Here is a 16,009-nt window from a genome sequence, read left to right on the forward strand (position 1 = left end):
CTGGTCGAGGCCGAGAAGCGCGACGTCAAGGGGCTCTACAAGAAAGCGCGCGCCGGGCAGCTCAAGAACTTCACCGGCATCGATAGTCCCTATGAGGCGCCCGAAGACGCCGAGATCCGCATCGATACGACGGCTTTGACCCCGGACGAGGCCGCGGGCCTGATCGTCGACAGGCTGATCGAATGAGCGCCGTCATGGACGACGCCGCGCTCGCCGCGCATCTCGCCGAATGCGCCGGGCGCATCCTGCTCCTCGTGCGCGACTCCGGCCTCTTCGCCGGCAAGGCGCTCGGCAAGGCGGGCGACCAGGTCGCGAACCAGTTCCTGATCCATGCACTCCGCGAGCAGCGGCCAGACGACGGCCTGCTCTCGGAAGAAAGCCAGGACACCCCCGACCGGCTCGGCAAGCGCCGCGTCTGGATCATCGACCCGCTCGACGGCACCCGCGAATATGGCGAGGGCCGCAGCGACTGGGCGGTGCATGTCGCGCTCGCGATCGACGGCGAGCCCGTGATCGGTGCGGTCGCCTTGCCCGGCCTCGACGGCGGTATCGTCCTCGCGACCGATCGCACCAGCCCGCTTCCCGACGCCGCCGCGCGCCCGCGCCTCGCGGTCAGCCGCACGCGTCCCGCGGCCGAAGCGCTGGCGGTCGCCGAAAAACTCGGCGCCGAGCTCGTCCCGATGGGCTCGGCGGGCGCCAAGGCGATGGCGGTCGTCCGCGGCGAGGTCGACATCTATCTGCACAGCGGCGGCCAATATGAATGGGACAGCGCTGCGCCCGCCGCGGTCGCGCTCGCGCACGGCCTCCACGCCTCGCGCATCGACGGCGCGCCGCTCGTCTACAACCAGCGCGACGTGGCGATGCCCGACCTGCTGATCTGCCGCAAGGACATGGCCGACGGCCTGCTCGCGGCGTGCCGCAATTCACACATCGGGGGGAAAGACGCATGACCGGTTTCGACACGGCGGACGGCGCGCGCGCGCTGGCCGCGGCGCGCGGGGAGAGCGGCATCGACCGCGAGGAACCGCAGGATTTCCGCGCCGCGCTCGACGCCTTCTACCATTTCGCGCGCAAGAATACGCCGACCCCCCAGGGTCTCGCGCAGCTCGACACGATGGTGCAGCGCCTGCTGATCAACCGCCTGCGCTTCGCCGACGACCTCGCGCGCCACCCCGAAATCCTGACCGAGAATGTCGCCGACCCGATCGTCGTGCTCGGCTTCCCGCGCAGCGGCACCACCGTGCTCCAGCGCATGATGTCGGCCGATCCCGCGATGCAGTCGCTCAAATTCTGGCGCCTGCTCAACCCCGCGCCCTTCCCGGGCGAGCCGCCGCACCTGCCCGGCGGGCGGCTCGCCTATGCCGAGGCGGTCGCCGACGCGATCCGCACCGGCAATCCCGCGCTCCACGCCGCGCACCCCGCGGTCGCCGACGACGCCGACGAGGACTGGAACCTCCATCATCTGAGTTTCCAGCATGTCGGCCAAATCTACACCGGCGTCCCTGATGCCGATTATCTCGCCCATCTGCGCACGCTGCCGCGTCGCCCGAGCTACGCCTATGTCGCCGACCTGCTGCGCTATCTGCAATGGCAGGACGGCGGCCGCCGCGGGCGCAAATGGATCCTCAAGAGCCCGGTGCATGTCGGCCATCTCGAGGAGATGCTCGCCTGTCACCCCGGCGCGACCTTCGTCTATCCGCGCCGCGACTTCCGTACCGTCGTCGCCTCCTTCTGCAACGCACTCGAAGCCGCAGGACAGCCGTATCTGACGCGCTCGCCCGCCGCGATCGGGCGTATCGCGCTCGAATATTGGGTGCCCGAAATGCACCGCTTCCAACAGGCGCGCGTCCGGCTCGGGGCGCGGCTCAAGATGATCGAGGTCGATTATCGCGACATGCTCGCCGACCCGATCCCGCATATCCGCGACATTTATGCGCAGGGCGGGACGCGTTTGTCGGACGAGGGCGAAGCCGCGATCCGCGCGTGGATCGCCGACAATCCCGCCGGCAAGCACGGCATCAACCAATATTCGCTGGAACGGTACGAACTGACCGAGGCGATGGTCGACGAGGCTTTTGGCTTCCTCGACGCCACCAGCAAGGAGACCAGGGCCCATGTCTGATTCCGCCAGCGGCTATACGCAATTTCTCGAAGCGGCGCGCGAGGTCGAGGCGATCATTCGCGCCCACCCCGGCACCACCGACGCCGAGCTGGCGGAGGGCTATCATTATCTGTCGGGCATGTGGATTTTCCACGTCGAACGCGCGTTCAAAAGCTATGACGTCGATCGTCCCGCCTTTGTGCGGGACATGGACAATGTCCGCACCTGGGGCCTGCCCACCCCCGACCATCATTATTACAGCGCCCAGATCGACGGCGCCGGCGTCTATCGCCTGTTCGGCAATCGCGGCACCACCGTCGATTATTGCTTCGAACTCGTGTCGGGGCTCGCCGGCGACGACGGCGTCGTCGGCGACCGCATCGGCGTGCTTGAATCGAGCCGGTTGCAGATCGAGGCCGACGGCCATTTCGAACTGTGGATCGGCGGCCCCGAACGGCCCGGCAACTGGATGCCCTGCGACCAGCGCGCACGCTGCCTGTTCGTGCGCCAGACCGTCAACGACTGGCTGACCGAACAGCCGACCCCGATGCTGATCGAGCGGATGGACCGGCCGACCCCGATTCCGCGGCGACCGGCGCTGGCGGACGTCCAGAAGCTCTATGCCATCGCGGCGAAAAACATGGTCGACCAGGTGCGCTTCCTCGACGATTTCGCGCGTAACTGGGGCAAGATATTGCCGGTCAATACCTATCCGGCGCCGAGCGTGGGCCCCGCGGATGCCGGCTATTTCCCCGGACAGTATAACACCAAGGGCCGCTGGGAAGTGCCGGCGGGCAAGGCGCTCGTCATCACCATCGAGCCGAACGACGCGCGGTACCAGAGCTTGGCGCTCGCCCATCCGCTGTGGTTCAACAGCCTGTCGCCGCGCTCGGTCCAGTCGAGCATCACCGGGGCGCAATCGCTGGCGTCGAGCGACGGGCGGTTTCGCTATGTGATCGCCGGCGAGGACCCCGGGGTCTGGAACTGGCTCGACACCACCGGCATCACCTCGGGCTTCATCTTCATGCGGTTCCAGCAGCTCGCCTCGCGCACCCCACCGGGCGCGCCGCGCACCAGGCTCGTGTCGCTCGCTGCGGTGCGCGACGAATTTCCCGCCGACGAACCGCGCGTCTCGCCGACCGAGCGTCAGGCGATCTCGCGGTTGCGGCGGCTCTCGGCCGACCGGCGCTATGCTTGAAAGGCCGCCGGGTGCCTGACCCGGATCGAATAATATCACTTGATAACAAGGATATGGGGAGGATTAAGATGATTGTTTCGCACAAAATCTTGCTGGGCTCGACGGCGATCATGCTGGCAATGGTGGCGGTTCCCGCCGCCGCGCAGAGCGACGCGGCGGCGCCCGCCGCCGAGGAGAATGTCGGCGGCGACAATATCATCGTCGTGACCGCGCAGCGGCGCGAGGAAGCGCTGCAGGACGTTCCGATCGCGGTGTCGGCGTTCCAGGGCGACCAGCTCCAGTCGACCGGCATCGACGGCCTCCGGCAATTGTCGCAGATGGCGCCGTCGCTGGTGGTGCCCGAGGGCGGCAGCCAGTCGGTGCCCTATATCCGCGGCGTCGGCAGCCGCAACATCACCCCCGGCAACGAGTCGAGCGCGGCGGTCTATATCGACGGCGTCTATCAGACCGACAAGACCGGCATTCTGCTCCAGACCTTTCCCGAGGTCGAATCGATTCAGGTGCTGCGCGGGCCGCAGGGCACCTTGTTCGGGCGCAACGCCACCTCGGGCGCGATCCTGATCTCGACCAGGAAGCCGAGCCAGGATTTCGGCGGCATGGTCGAGGGGACGTTGGGGACCGACGATCGCGGCGCGCGCGCCTATGTCACCACCGGGCTTGGCGAGAACCTCGCCTTCAGCGTCAGCGGTTTCTACCGCTATGAAACGCCCTACATCACCAACCGCAACCCGTCGAACGGCATCGGCAAGCGGACCGGCGAAGAGGAAACCTATGGGTTCCGGGGCAACCTGCTGTTCGAGAGCGGCGATTTCTCGGCCATGGTGCAGGGCAATTATATCAAGGGCTATACGACGCCGATCATGGCGATGCAGCCCGCGCCGGGATCGCCCTTCTCGATCGGCGAGGCGGTGTCGGGGGTCGATATCCGCAATCCGAAGCGCAGCTATTATGGCGAGGTGCCGCCCGAGGTGCGCTACGACAGCTGGGGGACGTCGCTCCACCTCGACTATGATCTTGGCGACATCGCGATCAGCTCGACCAGCGCCTATACGCGCAGCGGTTCGGGGGTTCAGCTCGACCTCGACCTGTCGCCCGCCTCGGTCTTCTGGTTCGACACCGACCTCAAGGGCCGCACCTGGCAACAGGAATTGCTGGTGTCGTCGAAAGGCAGCGCGCCCTTCCAGTGGCTGCTCGGCGGATTCTACATCAACTATCGCGACGGCTACACGCAACTCGACCAATATGTCGGGCTTCCGGTTCCGAGCAAACTCCAGCCGCATTTCATTCCGCAACGGCTGCTCGACCTGTCGGCGCTCGGCCTCGGGCCGACGTCGGGGCTCGCCTATATCGATCTCAGCACCTTCGTGAAAATCGAATCGGTCGGGCTGTTCGGCGAGGCGTCGTACGAGTTCGGGCAGGGGACAAAGATCACCGCCGGGCTGCGCTACACCGACGAGACCGCGACGCTCGACGCGGACAATGGCAAGGTAACCTATGTCCCCGACGGCGCCGGCGGGGTCATCGCGATCCCGCAGACGATCGGCGACGTCTGCGCCGCCGATCCGCAATGCGACGGGCTGAGCACCGGTTTTTCGGAACTGACCTATCGCCTCGTCCTCGACCATAAATTCTCGGACGATCTGCTCGTCTATGCGAGCTACAACCGCGGCTTCAAGAGCGGGGTGTACAACATCTCCTCGCTGTCGGCGCGCGCGACCGAGCCCGAAACGATCGATGCCTTCGAGGTCGGGCTGAAATCGCAGCTGTTCGACCGCAAGCTGACGCTCAACCTCGCGGGCTATTATTATAAATACGACAATCTGCAGGTGCCGGTGGTCGATCCCGCGACCAACACCCAGATTTCGATCAACGCGGCGAAGGCGACGATCTCCGGGTTCGAGGCCGAAATGTCGTTCCGCCCCGACGACCGGTTGACGCTGAACGGCAGTTTTTCGACCTACTTCCAGTCGGAATATGACAGCTTCCCGAACTGCGAAATCTATCGCCCCGCGGGGGTCGGGCTGGCGCTCGCGACCAACGCCGATTGCTCGGGTCAGGATCTGCCGGTCACGCCCAATATCATGGCCAGTATATCGGCGAACTACAAGCTGCCGCTCGGCCGCGACGGCGAACTCGAATTGGCGGGACTGCTCAGTTACACCGACGAATTCGACCATGCGACCCACGGCTTCTATCCGGCGGGGATCGATGCCGGCGGCACCCCCTATCCGGCGGGCGAGGGCCGAGCGCCGATCCAGAAATCGCTGACGACGCTCAACCTGTCGGCGACCTTCCGGCCGCTGAAGGACAATCTCTACGTCACCGTCTGGGGCCGTGACCTGCTCAACCAGGGCGACCGCGTCTTCCGCAACATGCAGACGACGACATTCGGCTATTCGACGGCGCTCGGCCGCGGGATCACCGGGGGCGTCACGATCGGCTATAAATTCGGTTCGTGACGGCGTGACGAGGCGGCGGGGCGGCGAAAAGGCGATAAGGGCATCGCCGGCGGTCCCGCCGCCTTAGTGAATTGGTGTTGATAGGAACGGGCATGCAGATCCTCCCCACGCGAAGCGATGGGGAGGTGGCAGCCCGCAGGGCTGACGGAGGGGTCGACACCCTCAGACGTCAGCGCAATGCCAGACCCCTCCACCACCGCTTCGCGGCGGTCCCCCTCCCCATGGCTTTGCCAAGGGGAGGATCTTTATGTCCGCTTCTCACCGATCAACCCACCGGCGCATCGCGCAAAATAATGTCCGCGCCCCTCCACGCCATCGCCATCGTCGGGCCATTGGTGTTGCCCGACGGGATCGCGGGCATGATCGAGGTGTCGATGATACGCAGCCCCTCCACGCCGCGCACACGCAGCGCCGGATCGACGACCGAGGCGTCGTCCTTGCCCATCCTGCAGCTGCCCACCGCATGATAGCCGCAGGTCCCGAACCGGTCATAGGCATCGAGGATTTCGGCGTCGGTGGCGAAGGTAGGCCCGGGCAGCGTCTCTTCCGATATCATGCCCGCCAGCGGTTCCTGCTTCGCATAGTCGCGCATCACGCGCACCGCGCCCGCCATCGCGGCGCGATCCTCGTCGGTGTCGCGGTAATTGGGTTTGAAGCTCGCCGCCGCATCGGGGTCGCGCGTCGCGATATGGATGCTGCCGCGCGAGGTCGGGCGCAGCGGATAGATCACCGCGTTGATCCCCGGATGTTTTTCGAGCTGCGTGCGCTGCGTCGCCATGTCGAAGCTGAACGGCGCGATCAGCATCTGGACGTCGGGGCGGTTGAGCCCGGGGCGCGACTTGAACCAGCCGCCGATCTCATAGGCCGCCGCCGACATCGGGCCGTCGCCGGTCAGATAATAGCGGAGCGTCGCGAGCAGCAGCCGCCAGCCGCCGAAGACGCGGTTCTGCGACAGCGCCGCTTTGGTCAGCTTCCACTGCATGATGATGCCGCGATGCTCGATCAGCCCTTCGCCGACCTGCGGATTGTGATGGACGAGGGGGATGCCGAGCGTGGCGAGGCGGCTTGCGTCGCCGACGCCCGATCGTTCGAGGATCGCCGGGCTCGCCATCGCGCCGCCGCACAGGATCACCTCATGCTTCGCATTGATCGTCTCGCGCTGACCGTCGTGAACCACCTCGACCCCGACCGCACGCGTGCCGTCGAAGAGCACGCGGTCGACGGTGCGTTCGGTCAATATGGTCAGGTTCGGGCGCGTCTCGGCGGGGCGCAGGAACGCCTGCGCGGCGCTCTGGCGCTTGCCCTTCCAGATCGTGCGCGGGGCATAGCCGATCGCGACCTGGTCGTCGGGGGCGTTGATGTCGGGCTTGTTCGCCCAGCCCATCGCTTCGCCGGCCGCGACCTGCGCGTCCGAAATCGGCAGGCGCTGGGTCGGCATCGATATCTTCATCGGCCCCGCATGCCCCCGCGTTTCGTCCGCGCCCAGTTCGTGATTCTCGAAGGCGCGATAGGCGGCGCCGATATGCTCCCAGCTCCAGTCGTCGCTCGATTGCTCGGCGATCGCGTCGAAATCGGCGGGCTGGCCGCGCACATACATCATGCCGTTGACCGACGACGACCCGCCGAGCACGCGCCCGCGCACCCATGCCTCGGACTGGCCCGCGGTGGATGCCTCGGGCTCGCTCATATGGACCCACAGATGCTTGGGATCCTGCATCACCTTGGCGAGTCCCTTGGGCATCGAAATGAACGGATGGCGGTCGCGCGGCCCCGCTTCGATCAGCGCGACCGTCACCGCCGGATTCTCCGACAATCGATAGGCGAGCACGCAGCCCGCGGCGCCCGCGCCGCAGATAATATAGTCGAAGTCCATGAGCCTATCCCTTCGATTCCGGCCATTTTTACGGCGCTTTCACCCGCACCATAAAAAACTATTGTTATTAGGTAAAGGGTCGAATAGGCTGAGGCCAACGAAAAGGAGAGGATTGGCGATATGGGTGAAGTTCGTGAAATTGCGCGCCCCGCCCGCAAACTGACCACGCTCGCCGATCTGACCCCGAGCCAGATCGAGGCGATCCGTAAGATCCCCGCCGAAAAGGATGCGGTCGTGGTCCCCTTCGGCGCGACCCGCCCCAACGCGATCTTCACCGGCCAGGAACGCTATGACCGCGAGCAGGAGCGGATCTTCCGCCGTTTTCCGGTCCCCGTCACCTGCTCGGCGCTGCTCGAACCCGGCAGCATCGTCGCCAATGACAGCTATGGTTTTCCCATGCTCGTCTCGCGCACCCGCGACGGCACGATCAAGGCCTTCGTCAACGCGTGCCAGCACAAGGGCTCGAAGATCATCGAGGATTGCGCGGTCCACAAGCAGAGCCGCATGACCTGTCCCTATCACGCCTGGACCTATGGCATCGACGGCAAGCTGATCGGCGTGTCGCGCAGCGAGGCTTTTCAGGGGCTCGACAAGAACCAGCGTGGGCTGATCGAGCTCGAAGCGCGCGAGTGGGGCGGGATCGTCTATGTCCAGCTCAACCGCGACATCCCGGCCGACTGGTCGAACCTGTCGCAGCAGGTCGCTGACGATTTCGACGCGCTCGGCATCGGATCGGCGCATGTCTATGGCCGCAAGACGTTCGATTTGCAGGCGAACTGGAAGGTCGTGCTCGAACCCTTCCTCGAGGGTTATCATGTCCAGCGGCTCCACGCCGCGTCGATCGGCGACCGCTTTCAGGACGCGCCGAACATCGTCGACATGTTCGGGCCGAACATCCGGCAAGTGTCGGGGCGCATCGGCTATGTCCCCGAAATGCTGGACGAAGAGGCCGACGGCAATGTCCACAAGCTGGTGACCCACGCTTACACGACCTTCCCCAACTGCGTCGTGGTGACCAGCCAATATTATATCAGCGTCATGCTGCTGATGCCGCGCGGTCCCGCCCGAACGACGGTCGAATATTTCATGCTTACCCCCGAAGCGGCGTCGACGCCGAAGGCCGAGGAGGTGTTTGCGCGCTCTTATGAGCTGATCCTCAGCGTCTTTGGCGGCGAGGATTTCCGGGCGGCCGAGATCAGCCAGCAGGGGCTGAACGCCGGGGTGCCCGAAGAAACGATCTATTGCGGGCTCGAGACCAATATCATCCATTATTATGAAGCGATCGAAGCACTGCTGTAACGACGGACCCGGCGATAGATCGGACAGAGAGGGACTGAATGGCGCAGACATTGCCGGGTGCGATGGATTGGTGGGCGCGGATGCGGCCCGAGCAGCCCGCGGTGGTGCTCGGCGGCGACCGGCTGAGCTATGGCGAATATAAGGCCTGGTCCGACCGCGTCGCCGCGATGCTGGAGGCCGACGGACTGCAGCCGGGCGATCGCGTCGCGATCTGTTCGACCAACAGCCTCGCTTATTGCGCGCTGATCATGGGGATCATCCGCGCGGGCGGGATCGTCAATCCGGTCAATTTCCGCTTCACGCCGCGCGAAATCCGCGAGTTGTGCGAGACGACCGAACCGCGCTTTGCCTTTGCCGCCCCCGATTTCGAGGCAAATGTCACGGCGGCGGGGCTGATCCCGCGCGCCATGGCGGAGATAGAGGCGCTACGCCACGCCGCAGCCGCATCGCCGGCGCATGATCCTGTGCCCGAAGCCCCCGTCGTCATCATTGCGACCAGCGGATCGACCGCTAAGCCCAAGGGGGTCGTCTTCACCAACCGGTCGATGACCGCCTATGCGGCGTGCTGGGCGGTCGAGGAGGTCTCGTCGTCGCCGGGATCGCGCGTGATCACGCTCGCACCGCTGAACACCTCGGCGGGCTTCGTCCAACTCATCCATTATACGGTGCAGGGCTGTACGGTCTACATGGAACCGGCCTTCGTCCCCGACGCTATCCTGCAACTGATTCAGGACGAGAAGATCGGCTGTTTCGGCGGAGTGCCCACTTTCTTCGAGGCGATCACGCGCTGTCCGGGCTTCGCCGACGCCGACCTGTCGTCGATCCGCCTCGCGACCGCGGGCGGCGCGCGGGTCAGCCGGCAATTGCTCGACACCTGGAAGGCCAAAGGCATCACGATCCGGCAGATTTACGGCCAGACCGAAGTCGGCGGCAATGCGACGATGATGCCCGAGCATCTGGCGATCGAAGAGTCCGAGAAATGCGGCTGGGGCGGCGTCTTCATGGATCTGCGCGTGGTGCGCCCCGACGGCAGCGACTGCGACCCCGGCGAGCCCGGCGAGATATTGATGCGCTCGCCCGGCATGATGCAGGGCTATTGGCGCAATCCGGAGGAGACCGCGAAGGCGATCCGTGGCGGATGGCTCTATTCGGGCGACATCGGCACGCTCGACGAACGCGGCTTGCTGACCTTTGTCGATCGGATGAAGGACCTGATCATTTCGGGCGGACTCAACATCTCGGCCGCCGAGGTCGAGCGGGTGGTGTGCGAGTTTCCGGGCGTGATCGAGGCGCTGGCGATCGCCGCGCCCGATCCGAAGTTCGGCGAGACGCCTTTCGTCGTTTATCACGGCGCCGCCGAGGTCGACGTCGCGGCGCTGATCGACCACTGCAACACGAACCTGTCGAACTACAAGGTGCCGCGTTACGTCGCTTTCTCTGCCGACCCGCTGCCGCGGCTCGCGACCGGAAAATTGTCGAAGCCCGCGGTGCGCGAAGCCTATGCCGGCGCTCATGAGACGATGGAGCGCGTCAGATGAGGAGCCGTCGATGACCGCCGCCCAACTCGCCGCCGCGCCGGTGCCGCCGCACATTCCGGCGCATCTGGTGTTCGATTTCGACATTTATGCCGATCCGCGCATCGGCGAGGATGTGCAGGGCACTTACGCGGCCGCGCTGTCGGACGCGCCCGATATTTTCTGGAGCCGGCTCAACGGCGGACATTGGATCGTCAAGAGCTTCGACGCGATCAGCCAGATCGTGCTCGACCCCGAGCATTTTTCGGTGCGCGAGATGCAGATTCCGCGCGTCAAGAACCCGCCCTTCATGATCCCGCTAAGCCTCGATCCGCCCGAAAACCTGCCTTATCGCCGCGCGATGATGCCGATGTTCGGACCGAGCGCGATCAAGGCACTCGAACCGCGGATCCGCGAATGGGCCGCCGAGTTCGTCGAGGCGGTCGCGGGCAAGGGCGCGTGCGATTTCCAGGCCGATGTGTCGAAGGTGTTCCCGGTCAGCGTCTTCATGGAGCTGATGGGCATGGACCTCGCCCGGTTGCAGGATTTCCGCCATCTCGCAGAGGATTTCTTCTCGGCACAGAATGACGAAGCCGAATTGGGGCGGCTGAGCGCGTTGATCCTCGGTGAACTCAAGGGTCTGATCGCGGAGAAGCGCGCCGCGCCCGACGGCAAGCTGATGTCGCACTTCATCACCGTCGACGTCGACGGCCGGACGATGAGCGACGATGAAATTCTCGCTATGAGCTTCGTGCTTTTCCTCGGCGGCATGGACACGGTCACCAACGTCACCGGCTTCGCCTTCCAGCAGCTCGCGCAGATGCCCGAAGTGCAGGCGCGGCTCGCCGCCGATCCGTCGCTGATCCCTGCTTTCGCCGACGAGGCGGTGCGGCTCTATGGCGTCGTCAACACGCCGCGGCTGGTGGTCGCGGACAAACAGATCGGCGATGCTTCTTTTCGCGAAGGCGAGATGGTGCTCAATATACTCTGTCTCGGCAGCCGCGATCCCGCGAAGTTCGAGCAGTCGAACGTCTTCGACCTCGACCGCAAGAAGACCGCGCACCTGACCTTTTCGTCGGGTCCGCATCTGTGTGTCGGGCATGTTCTCGGCCGGGCCGAGCTTCGCATCCTGACCGAGGAATGGGTGAAACGCATCCCGGCGTTCCGTGCGACGGCGGGCGAACGCCATGCCTTTCGCATCGGCACGGTGATGGCGCTCGAAGCGCTACCGATCGAATGGGCGGTCTGACCTAGTCGGCGTCGCCGAGCGGCGCGCCGATGGTATCCGTGCCCAGGCGCCGCCTGACGCCGACCAGGAACATGCGCAGCGCCTCGACGAACATCTCCTCGTCGCCAAAGGGATTGTCGTCCACAGCCTTGGCGAAGTACGGATATTTGGCCGCATCGACCGCCGGGATCACCGGGATGCCGCGCACCTGAGCCGACGCCTCGAACAGCGCGGTTCCGAAGGTATATTTCTCAATCGCATCGATCACGGTCAGGTGGATTGAGGGGGGGTAGGGTTCCTCGGACGCCGCGCGTTCATAGGCGGCGAGCAGCAGGTGGCGCGGGAAATAGCGCAGCATCAGCGGTGCGGCATTGGGATGTTTGAGCAGGGTGCGGCGGGTCACCACGCAGCGCGCGATGATCTGTTCCTCGAAGGACAGCGCGGGATCGTTCACCGTCGGGATGCGCACGAACATCATGCGCGCGACCTCCTGGAGCAGTTCCGACTTGTCTTTGAAATGATGGTAGAGTGAGGGTGGCCGCACCCCGAGCTTGCGCGCGACGAGGTTGAGGCTCAGTTCCTCAAGCCCGACCTCGTCGATCACCTCAAGCGCGGCCTCGGCCGCATTGGCGCGCGATATCAGCGGTTTGGATGGCCGTGCCAACGAAATTTTCCCCTTGCCCAAATTGCTCATGGCAGCCCGGGCGGGCGCGTGCCAGTGCAAAAACGCCGCCGCTTGGGGTGGCCTGTTCAATCTATTGACGTTAGATAATCCCGAGATCATTGTCGAGTATGAGGAGAGCCAGTCGATGACGGATCACTTGCAGGCCCGTGTGTTCGTGTCTTCGGACGGAGTCGAACTTGTCGGTGATCGCGGCGGGGCGGCGGATGCGCCGTGCGTGATCCTGCTCCACGGCGGCGGGCAGACGCGACACAGCTGGAACCGTGCGGTTGACAGCCTGCTCGACGCGGGATTGCAGGTGATCAATTTCGACGCGCGCGGGCATGGCGACAGCGACTGGTCGCCCACCGGCGCCTATGCACTCAGCGACCGCGCGGCCGATCTGCGCGCGGTGGCGGCCGATCTGCGCGTGCCGTTCGTCCTTGTTGGCGCATCGTTGGGCGGAGCGACCGCGATCCAGGCGGTGCACGAAGGGCTGCGGCCTGCGGGCGTCGTGCTCGTCGATATCGTGCCCGAACCCGATCCGCGCGGGATCGAGCGCATCGTCGGCTTCATGCACGGGCATCGCGAAGGCTTTGCGAGCATCGACGAGGCGGCGGCAGCGGTCGCGGCCTATAACCCGCAGCGTGCGCGGCCAACCGACACAAGCGGGCTGATGAAGAATCTGCGCCCGCGGGAGGGGCGCCTGTACTGGCATTGGGATCCGCGCATCCTCGATACCGCGCCGAGGACGCATCATATCGTCGTCGAGCGTGCGACCGAAACACTGGGCGAGCTGGTCGACATGCCGGTGCTGTTGGTTCGCGGGCTGTCGAGCGACGTCGTCAGCGAGGCCGGGATCGTGGCCTTTCGGCGGCAGGTGCCGCGGCTCGAAATCCTCGACGTGCAGGGCGCCGGCCATATGGTCGCGGGCGATCGCAACGATGCATTCAACGATGGCGTGATCGCTTTTGCGAAGCGGTTACTGATGCCGGTTTCGTGATAGAGATTTGGCACTAAGTATCAGATTTTATGATGGATAATATGTGTCCGACGAAAACCTTATGGCGTTAAATTTGCGATTGACTTTAAATCTAATGACTGTAGGTTAAATCCCACAGGGCCGCAGCTGACGGCTCGACCTTTGGGAGGAGACGGTCATGGATCGCAAAGTTTCGCGTCCTGCAATTCGCTACGCTTGCCTGGCATCGGTTATCGCGCTCGCGGCGGTTGCTGCGCCCGCTTATGCGCAGGACGCGCCCGCCGCGCCGCCGCCCGCCGACGAAGCCAATGCCGGCAACGACGCCGAAATCATCGTCACAGCGCGCCGCCGCGACGAGCGGCTGATCGACGCCCCGGTCGCGATCACCGCGCTCGGCGGCGCGGCGCTCGACAATTACGCGGTCACCGACTTTAACGATATCGCACAGCTCGTGCCGACGATGGTCGCGGGCAAGGCGGCGTCGGGTTCGTCGGCCAGCATCTTCCTCCGCGGCGTCGGTTCGACCGCGCTCAGCGCGGGTTTCGACCAGTCGGTGTCCTTCGTCGTCGACGGCATGCCGATGAGCCGCGGCCGCGAGATCGGTCTCAGCCAATATGACGTCCAGCGCATCGAAGTGCTCAAGGGGCCGCAGGCCTTGTTCTTCGGCAAGAACGCCACCGCGGGCCTGATCGCGGTCACCACGAACAACCCGCGCGACGTCTTCGAGGCCGGATTCAAAGCGGGCTATGGTTTCGAGGCGCAGGAAAAATATGGCGAGGGCTATATTTCCGGTCCGCTCGCCGACGGGCTGCGCGCGCGCTTGGCCTTTCGCATCGCGGACAGCGAGGGCGCCTTCACCAACACCGCCGCGGCGACCTATACCGATCCGTTCGGCCTCCAGCGCCACAGCAACAGCAAATATCGCGGCGGCGGCCGTACCTATAGCGGACGTGCGACGCTCGAATGGGACGCCACCGACAATCTGACCTTCCAGGTCAAAAGCGGCTACACCGACCAGAAGGACGGCGGCCCGACCGACATCATCGAGCGCATCTGCGGCGGTGGTCGCACCACGCCCTTCGCTGCCAACGGCATTCCGCCGAGTCCCAATGCCGATTGCGTCATCAACGGCCGGTCGGACAGCTCGACGATCCCCGTCGAGGTGGCGAACCTCGATTATCGCTATGCCGGCGACGGACACATGTATTCGCGGCTCAAATCGGGTTTCGGTATCCTGACCGCGACGCTGGAGAGCGACGTTTTCGACGTCACCTCGATCACCTCCTATTACCGCTTCAAGCAGAACGACCTGAACAACGTGTCGGGTGAAGCCTATCCGGCGACCTTCTCGCAGCTCGCCGATTATCGCCAGACGTCGGAGGAACTGCGCTTCCAGTCGAAGTGGGGCGGGCCGGTCAACGTGCTGTTCGGGCTGTTCGCGTCGAGCAACAAGTTCATCTTCAACACCGATGCCTATATCTTCCCCTTGCCGGCTGTCGCCGCGGGGCCGACCTATGTGACGTTCAAGCGCGACAACGGCTTCACCGGCAGCTCGATGTCGGCGTTCGGCGAAGTGACGGCGAATCTGTCCGACGCGATCGAACTCGCGGCGGGCGCGCGGTACAGCTATGAATCGCGCGACAGCTTCCAGGCGTCGCTCGCCGCCAATCCCGCCTTTGGTGCGGCGTTTCCGGGCGGTTTGCGGCTTGACGATCGTTATCGCGAATCCGACGTCTCGCCGCAGGTCACGCTTCGCTACAAGCCCTCGCGCGACCTGACCTTTTACGCCGCGTACAAGGAAGGTTTCAAATCGGGCGGGTTCAACATTTCGCAGACCCTGACCCTCGCGGCGACCGTCGCGGCCGGGCAGTTCGGTGCCGAGCGCGCCCGCGGCGGCGAGGTCGGGGGGCGTGCGATCCTGATGGGCGGCGCGCTTTCGCTTAACGCGACGGCCTATTATTACGACTATCTCGATCTGCAGGTGCAGAATTTCGATCCAGTGACGATCGGGCAGGTCGTGGCGAATGCCGGTACGCTCCGCGTCAAAGGCATCGAGGGCGATTTCAACTGGCGTTCGGGCGGCTTCTCGCTGCGCGGCGCGGCGGCCTACAACAATGCGTCCTACAAGGATTATGTCGGGCAATGCTATGGTGGCCAGACGATCGCGCAGGGTTGCAACCTGCTTGCGCCGCCTCGGGTGAATCCCGGCGACCCGCCGCGGCCCTTCACCAGCCAGGATTATGACGGGCTGACGCCGCCCAAGGCACCGCGCTTTGCAGGTCGCCTCGGTGCCAGCTACGCGGTCGAGCTGTCGGATTCGGGCATGACGCTCGAAGCGAGCGGCGACATGAGCTATTCGGCCAAATATAATTTCTCCGACACGCTGCGCCCCGACGCGATCCAGCCGAGCTTCACGAAGTTCGACGCGTCGCTGCGCTTGAAAGGCCCCGACGATCGCTGGACGCTGGCGCTGATCGGCCGCAACCTGAGCAACAAGCTGGTGGTGACCGGCGGCTCGGAAATCCCGTTCACCGGTGGCACGGGAACGGGCACCGCCGGTCCGGGCGTGCTCAGCGACCTGTCGGCCTTCGTCGATAATCCGCGCGAATTCTACATCGAAGCATCGGTCAAATTCTGATGCCCGGTCGCGGTTCGCGCGGCGCAAGATCGACGATGAACCCGGCGCCGCGAAAG

12 protein-coding genes are annotated in these 16,009 nt (G+C 65.0%); 10 read left to right on the top strand and 2 right to left on the bottom strand.

Annotation, left to right across the window (positions count from 1 at the left end; genetic code table 11):
* The 5 genes from AC07U1_RS15205 to AC07U1_RS15225 form a co-directional block, all read left to right on the top strand.
* Window positions 1–186, top strand: a 186-nt coding sequence (locus AC07U1_RS15205) for an adenylyl-sulfate kinase (RefSeq protein ID WP_495178450.1), incomplete at its 5' end; no start/stop codon positions are given.
* Window positions 183–950 (top strand): 3'(2'),5'-bisphosphate nucleotidase CysQ, encoded by a 768-nt coding sequence (locus tag AC07U1_RS15210; protein ID WP_495178449.1) that lies wholly within the window; start codon window positions 183–185, stop codon window positions 948–950. The genes AC07U1_RS15205 and AC07U1_RS15210, both read left to right, overlap by 4 nt.
* A complete protein-coding gene (locus AC07U1_RS15215) occupies window positions 947–2,122 on the top strand; it encodes a sulfotransferase family protein (RefSeq protein WP_495178448.1) in 1,176 nt (391 codons plus the stop codon). Before AC07U1_RS15210 ends, AC07U1_RS15215 begins: the two co-directional genes overlap by 4 nt.
* Entirely contained in the window at window positions 2,115–3,299 is a 1,185-nt protein-coding gene (locus AC07U1_RS15220; RefSeq protein ID WP_495178447.1) for a hypothetical protein, read from the top strand. Before AC07U1_RS15215 ends, AC07U1_RS15220 begins: the two co-directional genes overlap by 8 nt.
* A gap of 68 nt (window positions 3,300–3,367) precedes the next feature.
* On the top strand, window positions 3,368–5,758 hold the full coding sequence (locus AC07U1_RS15225) for a TonB-dependent receptor (RefSeq protein ID WP_495178446.1): 2,391 nt from the start codon (window positions 3,368–3,370) through the stop codon (window positions 5,756–5,758).
* Window positions 5,759–6,023: 265 nt separating this feature from the next.
* Here AC07U1_RS15225 and AC07U1_RS15230 read toward each other — a convergent pair whose 3' ends face one another.
* Window positions 6,024–7,631, bottom strand: coding sequence for a GMC family oxidoreductase (locus AC07U1_RS15230; RefSeq protein ID WP_495178445.1), 1,608 nt, complete (start codon window positions 7,629–7,631; stop codon window positions 6,024–6,026).
* A gap of 120 nt (window positions 7,632–7,751) precedes the next feature.
* On the opposite strand from AC07U1_RS15230, the gene AC07U1_RS15235 reads away from it, so the two are divergent.
* From AC07U1_RS15235 to AC07U1_RS15245, 3 genes are read left to right on the top strand one after another with little or no spacing between them, the layout of a single operon-like run.
* A complete protein-coding gene (locus tag AC07U1_RS15235; protein WP_495178444.1) occupies window positions 7,752–8,930 on the top strand; it encodes an aromatic ring-hydroxylating oxygenase subunit alpha in 1,179 nt (392 codons plus the stop codon).
* 38 nt (window positions 8,931–8,968) lie between these two features.
* The gene (locus AC07U1_RS15240) at window positions 8,969–10,468 is read left to right on the top strand and encodes a class I adenylate-forming enzyme family protein (RefSeq protein WP_492739807.1); all 1,500 of its coding nucleotides are present in this window, start codon (window positions 8,969–8,971) and stop codon (window positions 10,466–10,468) included.
* Between the two features lie 10 nt (window positions 10,469–10,478).
* A complete protein-coding gene (locus AC07U1_RS15245) occupies window positions 10,479–11,693 on the top strand; it encodes a cytochrome P450 (protein WP_492739808.1) in 1,215 nt (404 codons plus the stop codon).
* Window position 11,694: 1 nt separating this feature from the next.
* On the opposite strand, the gene AC07U1_RS15250 is transcribed toward AC07U1_RS15245, so the two are convergent.
* On the bottom strand, window positions 11,695–12,336 hold the full coding sequence (locus tag AC07U1_RS15250; RefSeq protein ID WP_056351936.1) for a TetR/AcrR family transcriptional regulator: 642 nt from the start codon (window positions 12,334–12,336) through the stop codon (window positions 11,695–11,697).
* 145 nt (window positions 12,337–12,481) lie between these two features.
* On the opposite strand from AC07U1_RS15250, the gene AC07U1_RS15255 reads away from it, so the two are divergent.
* Window positions 12,482–13,336 (top strand): alpha/beta fold hydrolase, encoded by an 855-nt coding sequence (locus AC07U1_RS15255; RefSeq protein ID WP_495178443.1) that lies wholly within the window; start codon window positions 12,482–12,484, stop codon window positions 13,334–13,336.
* Window positions 13,337–13,493: 157 nt separating this feature from the next.
* Complete coding sequence (locus AC07U1_RS15260; protein ID WP_495178442.1) at window positions 13,494–15,953, top strand: TonB-dependent receptor; 2,460 nt, start codon at window positions 13,494–13,496, stop codon at window positions 15,951–15,953.
* Window positions 15,954–16,009 lie beyond the last annotated feature (56 nt).

The sequence above is a fragment of the Sphingopyxis sp. GW821-FHT02C12 genome (assembly GCF_059421785.1).

Coding starts and splice junctions, on each gene's coding strand:
- AC07U1_RS15210 (WP_495178449.1), top strand. CDS start 183: ATGAGCGCCGTCATGGACGACGCCGCGCTCGCCGCGCATCTCGCCGAA.
- AC07U1_RS15215 (WP_495178448.1), top strand. CDS start 947: ATGACCGGTTTCGACACGGCGGACGGCGCGCGCGCGCTGGCCGCGGCG.
- AC07U1_RS15220 (WP_495178447.1), top strand. CDS start 2,115: ATGTCTGATTCCGCCAGCGGCTATACGCAATTTCTCGAAGCGGCGCGC.
- AC07U1_RS15225 (WP_495178446.1), top strand. CDS start 3,368: ATGATTGTTTCGCACAAAATCTTGCTGGGCTCGACGGCGATCATGCTG.
- AC07U1_RS15230 (WP_495178445.1), bottom strand. CDS start 7,631: ATGGACTTCGACTATATTATCTGCGGCGCGGGCGCCGCGGGCTGCGTG.
- AC07U1_RS15235 (WP_495178444.1), top strand. CDS start 7,752: ATGGGTGAAGTTCGTGAAATTGCGCGCCCCGCCCGCAAACTGACCACG.
- AC07U1_RS15240 (WP_492739807.1), top strand. CDS start 8,969: ATGGCGCAGACATTGCCGGGTGCGATGGATTGGTGGGCGCGGATGCGG.
- AC07U1_RS15245 (WP_492739808.1), top strand. CDS start 10,479: ATGACCGCCGCCCAACTCGCCGCCGCGCCGGTGCCGCCGCACATTCCG.
- AC07U1_RS15255 (WP_495178443.1), top strand. CDS start 12,482: ATGACGGATCACTTGCAGGCCCGTGTGTTCGTGTCTTCGGACGGAGTC.
- AC07U1_RS15260 (WP_495178442.1), top strand. CDS start 13,494: ATGGATCGCAAAGTTTCGCGTCCTGCAATTCGCTACGCTTGCCTGGCA.